Origin of the sequence: Cutibacterium acnes (genome assembly GCF_003030305.1) — a bacterium.
Taxonomy (GTDB): Bacteria; Actinomycetota; Actinomycetes; order Propionibacteriales; family Propionibacteriaceae; genus Cutibacterium; species Cutibacterium acnes.
Genome location: NZ_CP023676.1, coordinates 1705465 through 1721961 on the forward strand (window position 1 = coordinate 1705465; position 16497 = coordinate 1721961).

12 protein-coding genes and 1 tRNA gene are annotated in these 16497 nt (G+C 59.2%); 3 read left to right on the forward strand and 10 right to left on the reverse strand.

What is annotated here, in order from left to right:
• Window positions 1–4 precede the first annotated feature (4 nt).
• The 7 genes from CPA42_RS08560 to CPA42_RS08590 all read right to left on the reverse strand — a co-directional run bounded on the left by CPA42_RS08560 (window position 5) and on the right by CPA42_RS08590 (window position 8920).
• Entirely contained in the window at window positions 5–1468 is a 1464-nt protein-coding gene (locus tag CPA42_RS08560; RefSeq protein WP_002519263.1) for an HIRAN domain-containing protein, read from the reverse strand.
• Window positions 1465–1860, reverse strand: a complete 396-nt coding sequence (locus CPA42_RS08565) for a hypothetical protein (RefSeq protein WP_002519262.1) — start codon at window positions 1858–1860, stop codon at window positions 1465–1467. Before CPA42_RS08565 ends, CPA42_RS08560 begins: the two co-directional genes overlap by 4 nt.
• A gap of 206 nt (window positions 1861–2066) precedes the next feature.
• A tRNA-Pro gene (locus CPA42_RS08570) sits at window positions 2067–2142 on the reverse strand.
• 91 nt (window positions 2143–2233) lie between these two features.
• A complete protein-coding gene (locus CPA42_RS08575) occupies window positions 2234–3175 on the reverse strand; it encodes an alpha/beta fold hydrolase (RefSeq protein WP_002516974.1) in 942 nt (313 codons plus the stop codon).
• A gap of 42 nt (window positions 3176–3217) precedes the next feature.
• Window positions 3218–6463 (reverse strand): bifunctional lysylphosphatidylglycerol synthetase/lysine--tRNA ligase LysX, encoded by a 3246-nt coding sequence (lysX, locus tag CPA42_RS08580; RefSeq protein WP_002516929.1) that lies wholly within the window; start codon window positions 6461–6463, stop codon window positions 3218–3220.
• A gap of 267 nt (window positions 6464–6730) precedes the next feature.
• On the reverse strand, window positions 6731–8005 hold the full coding sequence (locus CPA42_RS08585; protein ID WP_002519261.1) for a hypothetical protein: 1275 nt from the start codon (window positions 8003–8005) through the stop codon (window positions 6731–6733).
• 96 nt (window positions 8006–8101) lie between these two features.
• Window positions 8102–8920, reverse strand: coding sequence for an Fpg/Nei family DNA glycosylase (locus tag CPA42_RS08590; protein WP_002516998.1), 819 nt, complete (start codon window positions 8918–8920; stop codon window positions 8102–8104).
• Between the two features lie 79 nt (window positions 8921–8999).
• Here CPA42_RS08590 and CPA42_RS08595 point away from each other — a divergent pair, with 79 nt between their 5' ends.
• Window positions 9000–9239 carry a hypothetical protein gene (locus tag CPA42_RS08595; protein WP_002516955.1) on the forward strand — a complete coding sequence of 80 codons (240 nt, stop codon included), beginning with the start codon at window positions 9000–9002 and terminating at the stop codon, window positions 9237–9239.
• On the opposite strand, the gene CPA42_RS08600 is transcribed toward CPA42_RS08595, so the two are convergent.
• Window positions 9228–9701 carry a ribose-5-phosphate isomerase gene (locus tag CPA42_RS08600; RefSeq protein WP_002516937.1) on the reverse strand — a complete coding sequence of 158 codons (474 nt, stop codon included), beginning with the start codon at window positions 9699–9701 and terminating at the stop codon, window positions 9228–9230. The two genes, CPA42_RS08595 and CPA42_RS08600, sit on opposite strands and share 12 nt — an antisense overlap.
• Before the next feature lie 66 nt (window positions 9702–9767).
• On the opposite strand from CPA42_RS08600, the gene CPA42_RS08605 reads away from it, so the two are divergent.
• The gene (locus tag CPA42_RS08605) at window positions 9768–11057 is read left to right on the forward strand and encodes a GNAT family N-acetyltransferase (RefSeq protein ID WP_002519259.1); all 1290 of its coding nucleotides are present in this window, start codon (window positions 9768–9770) and stop codon (window positions 11055–11057) included.
• A gap of 83 nt (window positions 11058–11140) precedes the next feature.
• Here the strand turns inward: CPA42_RS08605 and ligA are convergent, their stop codons facing one another.
• A complete protein-coding gene (gene ligA, locus CPA42_RS08610; protein WP_002519258.1) occupies window positions 11141–13363 on the reverse strand; it encodes an NAD-dependent DNA ligase LigA in 2223 nt (740 codons plus the stop codon).
• 35 nt (window positions 13364–13398) lie between these two features.
• Window positions 13399–13545, reverse strand: coding sequence for a hypothetical protein (locus CPA42_RS12755; RefSeq protein ID WP_002516947.1), 147 nt, complete (start codon window positions 13543–13545; stop codon window positions 13399–13401).
• Between the two features lie 335 nt (window positions 13546–13880).
• On the opposite strand from CPA42_RS12755, the gene pepN reads away from it, so the two are divergent.
• Window positions 13881–16493: an aminopeptidase N gene (pepN, locus tag CPA42_RS08615; protein WP_002519257.1), complete on the forward strand. Its 2613-nt coding sequence runs from the start codon at window positions 13881–13883 to the stop codon at window positions 16491–16493.
• The last annotated feature ends 4 nt before the right edge of the window (window positions 16494–16497 follow it).

The window sequence follows — 16497 nt, forward strand, 5'->3', positions numbered from 1 at the left end:
GGCGTCACTCTGCGACCCGATCATCGTAGCTAGATTCACCCTGGTGAAGCGAAGATTCTGGGGCTCCTGCTTGACCGGCAAGCCTCTTGGCGTACCTATACACGTTGTCATTGATCCATTCCGGCGGTAATTCGCTGCCCTTAACCGCCTCAAGCACCATGTCGACCTTGAGCTGATTACCGGTGATTCTGCCGGAGCACACCAACGTAATTCCCGTTTCCTCGCACGCTTCGACGACGGGAAGAAAGTGCTGACTCATTTGGGTCGACAACAGGCCCACCATCACGCCGCCTACCTTGACGCCTACGACCGTCCTCTCTGTCGTCTTGAGCTTCTTGATAAACGACTCCAGCTCAGCTACCACTGGTACAGAGTGCTCGCCGGCAAGCAGACCCAACAAAGCCTCAGTGTGGTTCTCCTCACCCGTGACTTGCACCTTACGGCCCTGGGGCAGGATGGCTACCGGTCCACTGGGCATTCCGACAGGAACCTTCACCTCATCGGGCAGCGGAAACTTAACACTCACACCGGCTTTAAACCCGTTCTGGCGGGTCATCCAAATCGAGGCCGGAACCAACAAACATTGATGCGACGAGTGAAGCTCCTCGACCACATGACGGTATGATTCTCTCGCCTCATCCGGAACCATTCCGACCTGCACATCATCAATGAAGACGGCTAGTTTGTGGTTGGGGGTAAGCCTCACCTGCGCATCGAGGTCATCAAGCCGCACCTTTTCGCGTTTACCATCCTCGCCGCAAGAGACACAGACCCGAGTGATACCAGCCTTGAACTTCTTAGTCGCGACAAGTTTGTAGTTACGCACGCAAGGCCCCCACGGTTTAACTGGCATCTGCATACGCTTGGTAGAGGGCGCTGACGACAAGAGCCGCGGGTGAGCTAACGGGCGTATCGAAGGCATGGTCTTACTCGTACGTGGTCGAGTAAGTGCCCCGCGGAGGGCGTCATTAGTCGGGATCTCAACGTATGCATCAAGAGCACTGATAACACATCCGTGAACATCCATCGATGTCACGCCTAGAGAGTCCCACTCTGGGGCAATATCGGCAGCAGCCCATACAGACACATAACCGATATGGCTTCCATCCACGCTAACTTTGAGTGCGTTCTTATCGTAGCTATTCTGTGGCTCGCGTTCAACGCATAGCACCGTAGACCCAACAACGGATTTCGGAACCTCGTAATAGCACATTCCAAAAACGTCGTAACGGGTGACCCTATCCCCAACGTTAAGCTCCATTGAGGACCCCGAAGACACTACTCTTGCACTAACCTTCGCGGCAGGTAGCGACCTGTGCTTAGCGCAGACAGCGATAATCGCCAGCCAAGATCCTACGGTCATCCATATTCCCGCACGTGGGATCCAGAACATAGCCGCGACGATGAGCACACACCACCACGGGTGGGAAACAATGAAATCCCTCATTGCGTTCACGCGTTTGCTCATGCTTCAACCCATCCACCGGTGTCCTGGCTGTCTGTACCTGCATCGCCTCGCTGCCCACAATGAACACTCTTGTGACATGTGATCATCCGTACAGCCCGCGTACCTTCAGCCCCAACGGAAGCAGAACGGATCGAAGCCACACCCACCCGCCGTGAATTCTTCTGAGCTCCAGTTTGCGGGGTGTCACTGCTCCTTCCCAAAACCAGTGACACGACGGTTCTTGCTAAAGCGTCCTGCCGAAGGCACACCATCTCTGGCGGTGAAGGCCACTCACCTCTACCGACCCTGACTCTGACCGCTGCCCGGACTGTCATGGGTAGAGGACTGGCCTCACTCCAGAAATATGACAGATCGCTCATGACTCCGATTCTCGCCCTCGGCCACAATGGCAACAGGTCCCTTGTAAACACTACTGACTACAAACTACACGAAAGCCCCTCATATAAGGCGCTCTACAGACGCTTCGCAGTCCTTAGACCCGGAATCACACAGCGATTACAACAAGCTCTGCATCGTGCTTTCCTCGGCAGCGATGCTTGGAAGCTATTCAAAAGCCCGCCTGACTAGCAAAAACGCCACCACGTTAGACCTGACAAGCTGGTCGGGGCGACAGGACTCGAACCTGCGATCTCCTGCTCCCAAAGCAGGCGCGCTAGCCACTACGCTACGCCCCGTTCCGCTACGCTCACCGCAACGAGAACACCGATAGCTTAGTGGAAACCCCGCCGCTCGGCCAATGAGCCATCACAAGGACGGGGATTCGCGTCACCTCACCAGTGAGCAGATGGCATCAGCGATAGCCTCCGGCCTATCCAGCATCATGAGGTGGTGGGAGTTTTCCACCACGACCAATCTTGCGTTGAGCATCGGAGCCAGGCGTTCATGAAGTTTCAGCTCTTGCTCCTGGCCTGAGTACACCGCCGACAGCAACACCGTCGGCACGTCAGGCCAGGCATGCTGTGAACGTACAGCCATGAGGTCCCACGCTTGCTGGTCGTACCCAATCCATTCGGCTACTGCCATCGCCATAGCGTCGGGGCTGCCATAAACCCGGTGGAGCCGGTGCTCCTGGAATTGATGCCACACCACCGAACCTGACCTCGCCGTTTGCGCCATGACGCCGACGGCGAAAGCGTGACGACCTAACGAGCCAGCCACCGAGTCCATAACCTTATAAACCGCACGCGGCAACGCCACGCTGCGACGACGCGGTGGATGAGTTGGCCACTCTACAGAGGGATCAACGAAGACGACCCCTGCCACAACCTCGGGATGCATCCGAGCAAACGCCTCGGCATGGAAGGCCGCCATGGAATGGGCAACAAGAATAACCTTCCGTGGCTGCCCAATGTCCCAATGCCCCTGAACCAGACCAACGAGGTCGGTCAGGCTCGCGACTTCTTCATCCAGCTCGGGATAGCGCCCCGGCCAGATAGTCCCACCGAGACCTGGACGGTCGTAGGTGATGACGTCGACGTGCTGGAGGCGATCCACGACGGGTTTCCAGAAGTCGCTCGACGCCGCAGCTCCTGCCATGAGCAGTACGACGGGATCCTTGACGTGGTAGTCCGGCCCTTCCCCATCGTCGTATGCGACACGGAACGGCCGTCTGCCTAACTCGCGAACCGACGTCACGGCGTCGTGAGACGAATCAAGCATTTTGTGGCCGTGCATGTCAGAACAGCCGATCTCGTCATCGCCACCCATGACACTCCCCTATCTCACTCCAGGATTCAAACCCTCGCGCCCTCACAAGGTGCGCGGACGCACCAGCGGGAAGCTAATCGTCTCGCGAATTGACGCATTCGTCAGCATCATGACCAGACGATCCAGCCCCATGCCCATACCGCCAGAAGGCGGCATCGCGTACTCGAGAGCCTCCAGGAAGTCCTCATCAAGCTCCATCGCCTCCGGATCGCCACCCGCAGCGAGCAAGGACTGGGCTGTAAACCGCTCCCGTTGGATCACCGGATCGACGAGTTCCGTATAGGCAGTACCCACCTCGGAGCCGAAGATGATGAGATCCCATTTCTCGGCCAGTCGCGGGTCATCGCGGTGCTGTCGTGTCAGCGGGGAGACGTCGGTCGGGAAGTCGCAGAAGAAGGTCGGTTCGACGGTGACATGCTCACTCAAGTGCTCGTGCAACTCCAGGACGACATCGCCTCGACTCCACTTCGGCAAAGTCGCAATCCCGAGCTTATTGGCGTACCCGATGAGCGTCTCTTTGGGGGTATCGGCAGTAACTTCCTCCCCCAAACCGCGCGAGATTCCCTCGTTGACAGTGATGACATGCCATTCGTTAGCCAAATCGATCTCATGCTCAACACCCTTGCGGTCACGTCCGCGCACGACCGTCCCACCGGTGGCGTTGCGGGCTGCGGACAGGATCATCTCCCTCGTGAGGTGACGCATCTGGACGTAATCGCCATAGGCCTGGTAGGCCTCGAGCATCGTGAATTCGGGATTATGGGTAGCGTCGGCACCCTCGTTGCGGAAGTTCCTACCAATCTCGAAAACTCGTCCCGCCCCGCCGACCATAAGCCTCTTGAGGTACAGCTCTGGGGCAATGCGCAGATAAAGGTCCAGGTCGTAGGCGTTGATGTGGGTGTGGAATGGACGCGCATTCGCCCCGCCGTGGATCGTCTGCAGAATCGGCGTCTCAACCTCGATGTAGTCGTGACTTAGCAGGGTTTCTCGCACCGCGCGGATGGCATTCGAGCGAGCACGCAGCTGATCGCGCGCACTGGGGTTGACGATGAGGTCGAGATAACGCTGACGAACCTTGGCCTCTGGGTCATTGAATCCCGATCTTCTCGATGGCAGCGGTCGCAACGACTTCGCTGCTAGCCGCCACGACGTCATCTCCAGACTTAGCGTCCCGTTACGGGATGCCCCAACTGTTCCAGTCGCAACGAGGTGATCTCCCAAAGACACCGCATGACGGAAGTCGCGCAGACTGTCGACGCCCATGGTGTCACGTTCCATGACTAGCTGGCAGGCACCTGTCCAGTCGAAGAGGTCAACGAAGATGACCCCGCCGTGGTCACGGCAGGCATCCACCCGTCCGGAAACGGTCATCTCCTGGCCAGTCAGCTCGACGGCGACGTCACCCAGCCGGTGGTCAGGCTTACAGTCAGGCGGATAGGCCTCCACCCCCGACTCAATAAGACGCTCACGGGTCGCCATTCGAGTACGAACCTGTTCGGGAAGACGACGCTGCGGAAGAATTGGCGCGCGTTCTTCAGCCAGGAATTCGGCAATCTCTGGATGCCCGCTAATTGAATATATCGGCTGGGGCGGCGGTTCCACCGGGTAAAGCCAATTAGGAATATCGAGCTGACCCTCAGCAATACCCATTGCTAGACCAACCTGAGCCAGATCAGAGGTGTCAGTGAAATTAAGGTAGCGGGTCTGCCAGCTCGGCTTGTACTTGACGTTGGAACGGTACAACTGCTCAATCTGAAACCACTTCGATGCCACCAGTACCAACCAGCGGTTAAGCCGACGCACCGGGGAAGCACCCACTCGAGCGCCTTCCTCAATAGCCTCGCGGAACACCGCGAAATTCATGGACACCCGCCGAATGCCAATTTCTGGCCCGGCCGCCATGAGTCCGGCGACCATAAGTTCAGTCACACCGTTATCTGCTCCGTCGAGATCTCGCCTCATGACGTCGAGGGACAAGCCGTCATTACCCCATGGTGTAAAGGACAGAATACCGGCCGTCTGACCAGCGCGAGGGCCGTCGTCGGGGTAGATCGCCTCCACCATGACACATCGACCATCTAGAGGGTCCCCCAACCGAGACAACGCCATTGAGAAGCCGCGCTCGTCGCCGTTTTGACGCCATTTATCAGTCAGGTCAATCAGGCTGTGCAACTCCTGCGGATTGATGTCCTCATGGCGTCGAACCCGAGTCGTGTATCCCATCGCGCGCAGTTTCGTGACCGTATGGCGCACCGGCTTGAGATCAGGATCATCGAGATTAAACGTAGCCGGGGAGATGATGGCTTCGTCGCCGATGCGCATCGCCCTCAAACCGGCCTGGTTCCATGTCGTCGCACCTTCCTCTGAGGTGCCAACGACGGCAGGAACCCATCCATAGGTGTGGGCGACCTCAAGAAATGCGTCAATGGCTCCGGGCCACTGGTCAACCGGGCCAACTGGGTCACCCGACGCCAACGCCACCCCAGCCTCCGTGCGATAACAGACGGCGGCATGACCGTTGCGAGAAAAGACGACAGCCTTGTCACGGCGCAGGGCAAAATATCCCAGCGAATCAGCCGGATTTTCGTCAAGAAGGCGGCGTAATCTCAGCTCGTCAGACAGGCTCATCATCGCGATATTGCGTTGGGAACGCAAAATGACGACGAGCGCAGCCACCAGCACGACGGCCAGCAGGAATGAGACCACACCTTGCACCCAGTGCGGCGACGTCGGCTCCTGGGCGATACCTGCTCCACTACCTTGAAGGATGCGAGTAATGATGTGCACCAGGCGGTTCCGTGGCCGTCCAACACCACCGGTCAGGGACACCAATAGCCACCCAATAAATCCGGTAGCCAACAGACCGCCAGCGAGTACGACGACCGCTCGTCCGAGATTGGCGCGAACCGTGTGCGCAGCAAAGTCGCGACGATGAGTCAACAATGCCACCAAGATCCAGCCAACCGAAAACACGTTGAACAGATACCCCGCCAGATCAACGTCGTTAAGGGTGTCTGTCGGCCAACCTATGAAAACCTCGGTGACCACGATGATAAAGAACGCGGCCGCCACCAGCCACATCAACCCAAACACGACGAGGCTCACCCACCAGGCGAACCTTTTACGTCGCGACAGCGCGTCCGACAGCACCAACAGGACCACGACACCGGCCCAACCGAAACCGTCAACCGGGAAAATGAACAACGAGAACACGTTGTTGGCGATAGCCACCCACGTGGTGCGGCTAAACACCAGGCGTAACACGATGAGTAGGGCGGCGATGTTCATAAGCCGCGGGATGACGACAACCGGAGTGGACCTTGGATTCGAGGTCGATCGAGAACCGGTGCGTGGCCGAGCAGCGGATGCCGCTCGTGTCTCAGGTACGGGGTCGGACGATGTCACGCCCTAACTGTGCCACGTGCACACGACACAACCAGAACCCCACTGCCGGAACAGTCCCACCCGCCTACTGCACATGGTGAATTGGAGGCGAAAATGAGACATTTCCAACACGATGCAGTAATCCTGCCGCCCCAACGACGCACCAGTTTGTCACCAGGTGAGCAGCGCCAGATCCTCATCGTCGAGATGCTCGCTGATGAGCAAGCGCCGTGCCGTGCGCTGTCGCAACTCCCCCACCCGCATCGGACCAAATGCGCTCGTCAAGTCCTCTGGCCAGACCGTCGTCATCGCGTAGGCAAGGGCGGCACGGCGTCGGGGCACCCGGTGCCCGTCGACATAGAGCGGCCCTCCGGACACCGCAGGAAGAAAGGCTCCCAATTCCCAAACCGCCTCGTCAGCATCCCGGCCACCAAAACGCCCCGTCCATATGGCTCGTTCCGCGCGTACTAGCGGATCCTCCCCATCATGTACAGCAACGTTGACCCAGACGCCCCCCGGGACTAGCTCAGCCAACTCAGCTGAGGCTATACACCGGGACATAAAAGTACCCGGCTCATCTATTGGAAGCTCCCACAACCGACGCAGCCCCTCGTCACGAAGCTCGGGATTACCCACGCGGTGACCCAGCCGGAACGCAGCGCAACAGGTGAGGAGCTTGGCGACGTGATCGTCGCCTTTCCCAAAGGGCCGTGACAAAACATTTTCCAGGCCCTCAGCAGCCATCTCGAGAGCATCAAATGGTGCGACCCTCATGCCGACCGCACTCATAAGCAACCACGTCTGAGGACCTGAAACGGTGCGTGGATCAAAACTCGATACGATCTCATCGACACGAGCACCAACCGCCGACGCAACGTGGGGAGACCACCCAATCATCACCCGGGTAGCTCCCCGGGACTCATAGATGACAAGGTCATGAGCCCCCATCGGTAGCGGGCCAATCGTTTCACTGGTCTGGTCGATTCCATCGACAAGAATGCCAGCATCTGGGGTACGACACATCATTTCTTCCGGCGGGTCAACGATCGTTTCACACGGCAACCACGAGGGAAGACATTCCAGCGCTTCCACGACGGCGCCCGCCGGATGACCACGCCACAAAGCCATTCGGGCGCTGCCTGGAGACAGTGCGACCTCAGCACCCAGCAGACTGACCCCCTCATCAACAGGGTGGCAATCTCCCATATCTTGACGCCAGACCGTCAATGCTGCATCGTCACAGGCGCCTCTGGTGACGACAATTCCGCTAGCCCCAGCAGCCCAAACGATGGCTGGGACCGGTTGATCGAGAGTCCACGTCGGACCGGGAACCGTCACATCAGTGTCATCAACACCGGGAGGCATGGTGATCCCGGCGACGAGTTCCGCCACGTCTCCTTCACGCGACTGGACCGAAAGGACCGCTCCGCATGGGTGTGTCCACATCCACGAGGACTCGTGATCGGACTCCTGGCATGACACCAGTGTCCACGGTGGACTAACGGTGACGCGGTTCATTCTGACCTCCAAAACCAACAACCGTCAGTGACGCCGACGCTGACACCGTGGGCACCAAAACAGGTGACGCCCTCCCTGTGCGACCATCCGCACCGGCGTATTACACACCAAACAGGGCTGGTCCTCGCGCCGGTAGACGTACACCTCACCGCCATGATGATCTACCCGAGGGGGCCGACCCATCGCCTCCGGAGTGTGCTCTGGCTGCACGGTGTCGATGCGCCCTGACTCAACTCCGGCGCGCATGAGCATGACCAGATCATCCCACATCGCCAACCACGTTGAGTGGGAAATCTGCTTGCCAGGGGTGGCTGGATCAACGCGGTGGCGAAATAACACCTCAGCTCGGTAAATATTGCCAACTCCGGCCGCAACCCTTTGGTCTAACAACACATCGCTGATTCGCCGTGACGACCGTCGTACCTTGTCCCATGCAACGTCCGGATCTGCATCGTCGCGGATGGGGTCGGGGCCAATAGTGGCTGCGACCGTCCCCCACTCGTCGTCGTTGATGAGCTCGCACGTTTGCGGACCGCGTAGATCAGCTGCAGTAACGCCGTCGGTGATGCGTAACCGCACCTGACCGACCACAGGAACTGTCGGCTCGACTGCCAGCTTGCCAATCAATCCCAAGTGGATGTGTAACAGGTGGTCAGGACGATGATTATCGAAGTCCACGACGAGATGTTTGCCCCATGCCTGAGCTGAGGCCAGCACTGTCCCATCCAGCATGGCTGCGGATTCGGCGAATCGTCCCTGCGGAGAAGTGACCTCAACCCGTGAACCGGCGAAGGCCAAGCCGATGGCATTGGCAAGACGATGGATGACGTGGCCTTCAGGCACGGTTGGTTGTCCTCTCGGATAAGTAGTCATAGCGTCATGGAAGTCGAACAGGCGCAACGAGTTGAGGCAGGATAGCTTCATGAATGCCTCTGACCACGGCAAACAGCACCGAAACCATGACCACCGGCGTGGTCATGGGTCAATCCTTAAAGGAGATCGCGCTATGAGGACGCGCGAACTTGTGGAGCAGCCCGAACCCTCCGGTGAGTCCCAGATGCCCGAGCCGGGTCAGGAGTGGAAGACGATACTGGCGGATCTTCAACGTCGAGCCACCGCCAGTCACGTCAATAATTCAGGGCAGGAGAACTCACCCCAGTGAGCCCTTGTCCTCCCAGCGAATGAGCTTGTCAATACGACGCTGGTGGCGGTCCTCGTGGGAGAAATCGGTCGTCAGGAAAGTTTCGACGATCTGCCAGGCTTCCTCCTGAGTCTGCATCCGGCCACCCAAAGAGACAACGTTCGCATTGTTGTGGAGACGTGCCAGTTCCGCGATCTCGACGGTGTACGCCAGTGCGGCGCGAATCCCCTTGACCTTGTTCGCAGCGATCTGCTCTCCGTTGCCGGAACCACCCAGCACGATGCCAAGCGACCCCGGGTCGGCCATCACGGCCTGAGCACACGGGATGCAGTAGTCGGGATAGTCATCCTGAGAGTCATAGCTAGCCGCACCATGATCGACGACCTGGTATCCAGCTTCGGTCAACTTGCCAACGAGGTACTCCTTAAGCTCAAAGGCCGCATGGTCGGTGCCGATATGAACATGTGAAGGCTTAAAGGTCATGCCTCCATCATGGCACCTAGACCCGGCCAGTCAGTGTCGTAGATCATCTTCGATAGCGTGAAGGCTATGGCTGAAAGCACCTCATCTGTTCAGGTCCCCGACCCCTACCGTCTGGAACTGGTCACCAGCGACGGTTCCCGCAGCGAGGCGGTCGACAATGTGCTACGCGCGGTAGCACTGGGGTTTCACCTGTCCCAACCCTCCGACGCCGAGCTCGAGCACTACGCCGCTTGTGTCGAGGGCGAACAGTTGTGGACAATCCGCCAACCTGACCCAGACCCGGAGTTTCCCAACCTTCCGGTCGCGACAATGGACACATACCCGAGCACCATTAACACCGGCCATGGTCATCTCGAGCCGGCCACGTTCATTACCGACGTCACTGTGCGCGCCAGCCACCGCAGACGCGGTCTGCTACGTACCCTCATGACGAATACCCTGACCCGTTCCAAGGAGGAGGGTCTAGCATTCGCCGCCCTGACTGCCACCGAGGGCAGCATCTACGGACGGTTCGGATACGGCATCTCAACCCGCGATCAAAGCGTCGAGATCGTCGTTGACGGCCGGTTTAAGCTCAACCACGCCCCAAGCGGAACAGTCTCGATGGCTGATCCACTGGCCATTGATGATCTTCGTCTCAAAGTGTTCTCCGAGTTCCACCGGGCCCGTCGCGGGTCCCACAATCGCCAGCCGTGGCACGTCGATTACGCTTCCGGACGCTGGGACCCTCAGAAGGGCGGCCCAAACCGTCGCGTCCGTTCAATCGTCCATCACAACGACGATGGCGAACCCGACGGCGTCGTTTCCTACCAGATCGACAAGGATTTCGGCTCACAGATCACCATCCTCGACATGGTCGCCACCACCCCGGACGCTGAAGTCGCGTTGTGGGAGTTCCTCGCCTCGGTTGACCTCATCGAGATGATCAAGGCACCAAAGGTCGATCCCGCCACCCCACTGCCATGGGCGGTAGAAGACCCCCGAGTTGTGAAGTTCACCCGCCATATCGATCTCGGCTGGCTGCGCATCCTTGACGTCAAGAAGGCGATGGCCGTACGCGGTTGGGACCATCAAGGCTCAGTCACCTTCCACGTCGTTGACCCGATGGGTTATGCCGAGGGCACCTGGCAGGTCGACGTCGAGGCTCCGGGAGCGCCTGCGACCGTCACGAAGGTCGACGACTCCACCGACGCCGCGACCCTTGACGTGGCTGCACTTGGATCGCTGTATTTCGGAATGGGCCGGGGATTCTCGCTGGCCGCTGCCCACCGCATTACTGGCACTGACGAGCAGATCGCAGCGGTGGACCGGATGTTTTCCACCGTCGACGTCGCCCATAACATTTCGGAGTTCTGAGGCACCCTTACGCAACGTGGACCAGGCATCTTTACCCGGTCCACGTTGCCTTATCGGAGTGACAGACCCCAGAGAATCGACACTCACCCGATGGTTGTGATCCCCTGCGGACCGTTTTCAAGCAAATACCGGAACCCGGCCTCGTCAAGGATGGGACGGCCCAGGTCTCGCGCCTTGGTTTCCTTGGATCCGGCATTCTCCCCCACGACGACGTAGTCAGTCTTTCGGGAGACGGATCCAGCCGCTTTTCCTCCGCGCGAGACGATGGCCTCCTTCGCCTCGTCACGGCTGAATCCCTCCAGACTTCCCGTGACGACCACAGTCAACCCCTCGAGGGTCTGCTCAGGGGCCTCGTCACGATCGTCGGCCATCCGCACTCCCGCTGCGGCCCATCGACTAATAATCTCCTGATGCCAGTCGACTTCGAACCATCGCTTGACCGATTCGGCGATAATCTCACCCACCCCATCGACTCCAGCAAGTTCCTCGACGGACGCTTCCCGGATGGCCTCAACTGACCCGAAGTGGGTGGCCAGAGCCCGGGCCGCCGTTGGTCCGACATGACGGATAGACAGGGCGACCAGCACTCTCCACAACGGCTGAGACTTGGCCTTCGCTAACTCGTCGAACATTTTCTTGGTCGTGGCAGTCGGAGTCGACGGCTTTTTCGCTGTCGCCTTCGTGAAGAAATAGGGTTCAAGCTGCCAGGGGCCTGGGCCGCCGTTAACTTTCCTACGACGCCATACTTTGACCTCGGCGAGATCGTCGAGCTGCAGGTCGAACAGACCAGCCTCGGAGCTCAGCACTGCCGTTTGTCGTTTCGGAAGTTCCTCAGCGACCTCGTCATCACCCGGGCGCTGGTTTTCCGGATCAGTCAGAGCGATGGCGGCCTCCCAACCAAGAGCTTCGATGTCGAGGGCGCCACGTGACGCTAATCCGAAGACCCGCTCGTGTAGCTGGGAGGGACAACCTTGAGCATTAGGGCAGCGAAGATCCTTGTCACCGTTCTTTTCGTAGGCCAGCTCTGCCCCACAGCTCGGGCAGTGGTCGGGCATAAGAAACTCCCGCTCAGTGCCGTTACGCAGCTCCACCACCGGGCCAAGGATTTCCGGAATAACGTCACCAGCCTTGCGCAGCACCACGGTGTCGCCAATGAGCACTCCTTTGCGCTTGACCTCGAAAGCGTTGTGGAGGGTAGCCATCTCGACGGTGGACCCGGCAACTGTTACCGGTCTCATGACCCCGTACGGGGTGACACGACCGGTCCTTCCAACATTGACGCGGATATCAAGGAGCTCGGTGTTGACTTCTTCAGGCGGGTATTTATATGCGATGGCCCACCGGGGAGCTCGCGAGGTGGCACCCAGCTTGCGCTGCAAAGAGACATCATCAACCTTGACCACCACGCCGTCAATCTGGTGGGAGGCCTCGTCGCGGGACTCGCCCCAGCGGGTCACGAACTCATGTACCTCATCGACATGCTCCACGATCTTGAAGTACGGCGAGACGGGTAACCCCCACTGCGCAAGCTTGTCGTAGGCATGCCCCTGGCTAGGGAAATCGTGACCTTCCAGCACCCCAATACCGTGGACGATCATCGACAGAGGCCGGGACGCCGTCACCCGAGAGTCCTTCTGCCGCAGCGAACCGGCAGCCGCATTGCGCGGGTTAGCAAAGGGGTTCTTACCTGCCTCGATGAGGGCAGCGTTGAGGTCGGTGAAATCAGCGACCGGGAAAAATACCTCGCCCCGAACTTCAAGCAGACGAGGGACGTCGTCGCCAGTCAGTTTCCGGGGTATAGCCGCGATCGTACGCACGTTCGCGGTGACGTCCTCACCGATACGGCCATCACCGCGTGTCGCCCCGGATACAAGCTGCCCGTCTCGGTAGACGAGGTCGACCGCCAACCCGTCAATCTTCAGCTCGCAGAGGAAATTCGGGATCTTTCCGACGGCAGTAGCGACCCTGTTCATCCATTCTGACAGTTCGTCGCGGGTAAAGACGTTGTCCAGGCTCAGTAGCCGTTCGAGGTGTTTGACCGGGGCGAAATCTGTTATCCGTTGTGGAGCTCCAACCCGCTGAGTGGGCGAGTCGGGAGTGCGCAACTCCGGATGGTCGTCCTCCACCTTCTTGAGTTCAACCATAAGCCGGTCGTATTCGGCATCAGAGATCGTGGGAGCGTCGCGGGCATAGTAAGCGTCCTGGGCGTCAAGGATGCGCTGGGCCAACTCAGTCCAGTGGTGGCGCGCTTCGGCCCCAGCCTCGCTCGCCTCCAGCTCGCCACCTTGGGTGGAATCGTCAACCATAGTCCCATCTTTGCGCAGTTCACATAGTTGTGCATTCACCGACGAGCTTTCGTCCAGGTCCGTTGCAAAGAGAATTGCCTGGCCACCGGGATGCACTTGGCGAGGTCAACCTTGGCTTCCTCGTCCATGGGCACCAAAGACATAGTGACCGGCGTACCGACGTCCTGCCCGACCGGGGCCATGTCTTTTCCGTCTCAGCACAGTAGTCGCCGGAGAGATCGCGTCCTTCATTGAAAACGGCCAAACTCATGTCGCGAAAGACGATACGTCGTCAACCTTTTTACCACAAATATCCAACGTGACGTCGCCCGGGTCAGGTTGCACCCAAATCAACTGTTGTCCTCATGGCCCCAACCGGGCCGCACGCGCTTAACCCTGGCAAAGACGAACCCCTGCATTGTTCGCGTATGGCGCATAAGCATGGAACACAGTTCACAATTGACAAGACAGCCAAAGAGGGAACCGATAGAGTCTTATAAGAATTGTTGGGTGCATTATGTGCGCTCATAACTAACGCATGTTCCACGGAGGCATGATGAGCTCGGTCAACATCACTCGCGAGGAGGCGCAGCAGCGCTCCCAGGTCATCACGGCACATAGCTCCAAGGTGCTCGTTGATCTTTCTGGACGCGACCCCAACGGCGACCCGCTCGGCGAGCCGACCGAAACCTTCGTTTCCTCCTCAACAATTCAGTTCTCATCGACTGGTGGGCAGAGCCATCTCGACCTTATTGCTGACGGCGTCTACGCCGCAGACCTCGACGGCACTCCATTGGATCCCGCCGCATTCTCACATAATCGTTTCCCATTCACGACTGAGCCGGGAACTCACGAGATCACCGTCACCGCGCTGTGCCGCTACTCCCATTCCGGGGAGGGTCTGCACCGTTTTGTCGACCCTGCCGACGGCAAGGTCTACCTATACACCCAGTTCGAAATTGCTGACGCCAGGCGCATGTACGCGGACTTTGAGCAGCCCGACCAAAAGATGACCTTCGAGCTGCAAGTCATCGCACCTACCGGTTGGACCATCGTCTCTAACTCCCCCGCTCCGGAACCGACCGAAGGCCCGTGGGAGGGGATGTCGCGGTGGTCTTTTGAACCCACCCTCCCGATTTCGACCTACCTCACGGCTCTCGTCGCCGGTGAATACCATGTCGATCACGGGACAATCCATACGGCTTCAGGAGAAATTGATGCCGACATTCTGTGCCGTCAGTCAATAACGGAATACCTCGACGCCGACCGTATTCGGACCACCACCCAGCGCGGGTTCGAGGTCTACGAGGCCGAGTTCGGATATCCTTATCCGTTCGGTAAGTACACCCAGTCTTTCGTCCCGGAGTTCAATGCGGGCGCCATGGAAAACGCCGCTTGCATAACCCATCGCGACGACCTGCTCTTTCGCTCCCGGGTCACGTCGGCTGCATACGAAAACCGTGATAACACCATCCTTCACGAGCTTGCCCACATGTGGTTTGGCGATCTCGTAACAATGAAATGGTGGGATGATCTGTGGCTCAACGAGTCCTTCGCCGAGTGGGCCTCACACTACTGCCAGGAAAAGATCGTCGAGAAGCATGGCGGCATCGACCCGTGGGTTTCTTTCGCCAACCAGCGCAAGACCTGGGGTTACACCCAGGACCAGCTGCCGACCACCCACCCCATTGCAGCCGACATGATCGATCTTGACACCGTCGAACAGAACTTCGACGGGATCACCTACGCCAAGGGCGCATCAACCCTCAAGCAACTGGTCGCCTTTGTGGGTGAAGATAAGTTCCTCGCTGGCGTGCGGACGTATTTCGCCCAAAACGCCTTCTCAAACACCGAACTCAAAGACCTTCTCCACCAACTCCAGGTGGCGTCGGGGCGGGACCTGTCCTCCTTCACCGAGCAGTGGCTGCGTACCCCCGGTGTCAACACCGTCCGCCCGGACTACGACGTCGACGAGAAGGGCAACTTCACACGCTTCGACATCGTCCAGACCGCTACCGAGAAGTATCCGACTCTGCGTACCCATCGTCTGGGAGTCGGCATCTACACCCTTACCGACGACCACCTGACCCGTACCGAGCTTCTCGACGTGGACATCCACGACGAGCGTACCCCGATCGCGGCCCTCGTCGGGCACTCCCGCGGCGATCTGGTGCTACTCAACGATAGCGACCTGACCTACGCCAAGGTACGTCTCGACGATCATTCGATGGCCACCCTCATTGACCGCATTGACGCCCTATCTGACCCGCTGGCCCGTGCACTGTGTTGGAGCTCGGCATGGGACATGTGCCGCGATGCCGAGATGCGCGCCCAGGACTATGTCACCTTGGTTGGCAAAGGCTTGCCCAGCGAAACCGACCTCACAGCCGTGACCGCACTCATCCGCCAGGCGACAACCGCCGCGATCTCGTACAGCAACGCCGAAGATCGCCAGGAAGTGCGTGACCGTCTCGTCGCCATCCTCGCGACTGGCCTTCGAGATGCCATGCCCGGCTCTGACCACCAGGTTGCCTATGCCAACGGTCTGGCTACCGCAGCCACCACCGACGCCGCAGACCTGCTCAAGGGGTGGCTGTCCGGTGAGGAAGTCCCCGAGGGACTCAGTATCGATCAGGGCATGAGGTGGCGCCTCGTCACCGCGCTTGCCAGAGTGGGAAGAGTTGGGGAAGACGAGATCGCCGCCGAGCTGCAACGAGACAACACCATCTCTGGTTCCGAGCAAGCTGCCGGGGCCCGCGCCGCAATGCCGACCGCCCAGGCTAAACAGGCCGCCTGGCAGCGCGCCACCACCGACGATTCGGTACCCAACGAGACTTACCGTCAGTTGGTCATGCAGTTCATTCAGCCTGATCAGACCGAGGTTCTCTCCCCGTACGTCGATCCATACCTCGAGCTATGCAAAGCCATCGACTCCCACGAGGGTCAGTGGGCCAAGGCCGGTCACGCCCAGGTGCAGAACGCCTTAATGTGGCTATTCCCGAGTACCGAGGTCATAGACGCCGCCTGGCTCAACAAACTAGAGGGCTGGGTTTCCGACAATGACCCCGGCAGCACGGTCCGTCGCGTCCTTGCCGAACGTGCTGATAACGCCCGCCGTATCCTGCGCTGCCAGGAGGCAAGCCGCGGGTGACGTG

What these genes read in the sequence shown, in the direction of transcription:
- CPA42_RS08560 (WP_002519263.1), bottom strand. Translation starts at nt 1,468, where the DNA reads ATGAGCAAACGCGTGAACGCAATGAGGGATTTCATTGTTTCCCACCCG.
- CPA42_RS08575 (WP_002516974.1), bottom strand. Translation starts at nt 3,175, where the DNA reads ATGGGTGGCGATGACGAGATCGGCTGTTCTGACATGCACGGCCACAAA.
- lysX (WP_002516929.1), bottom strand. Translation starts at nt 6,463, where the DNA reads ATGAACATCGCCGCCCTACTCATCGTGTTACGCCTGGTGTTTAGCCGC.
- CPA42_RS08585 (WP_002519261.1), bottom strand. Translation starts at nt 8,005, where the DNA reads ATGTGGACACACCCATGCGGAGCGGTCCTTTCGGTCCAGTCGCGTGAA.
- CPA42_RS08595 (WP_002516955.1), top strand. Translation starts at nt 9,000, where the DNA reads ATGAATGCCTCTGACCACGGCAAACAGCACCGAAACCATGACCACCGG.
- CPA42_RS08600 (WP_002516937.1), bottom strand. Translation starts at nt 9,701, where the DNA reads ATGACCTTTAAGCCTTCACATGTTCATATCGGCACCGACCATGCGGCC.
- CPA42_RS08605 (WP_002519259.1), top strand. Translation starts at nt 9,768, where the DNA reads ATGGCTGAAAGCACCTCATCTGTTCAGGTCCCCGACCCCTACCGTCTG.
- ligA (WP_002519258.1), bottom strand. Translation starts at nt 13,363, where the DNA reads ATGGTTGACGATTCCACCCAAGGTGGCGAGCTGGAGGCGAGCGAGGCT.
- CPA42_RS12755 (WP_002516947.1), bottom strand. Translation starts at nt 13,545, where the DNA reads ATGGCCCCGGTCGGGCAGGACGTCGGTACGCCGGTCACTATGTCTTTG.
- pepN (WP_002519257.1), top strand. Translation starts at nt 13,881, where the DNA reads ATGTTCCACGGAGGCATGATGAGCTCGGTCAACATCACTCGCGAGGAG.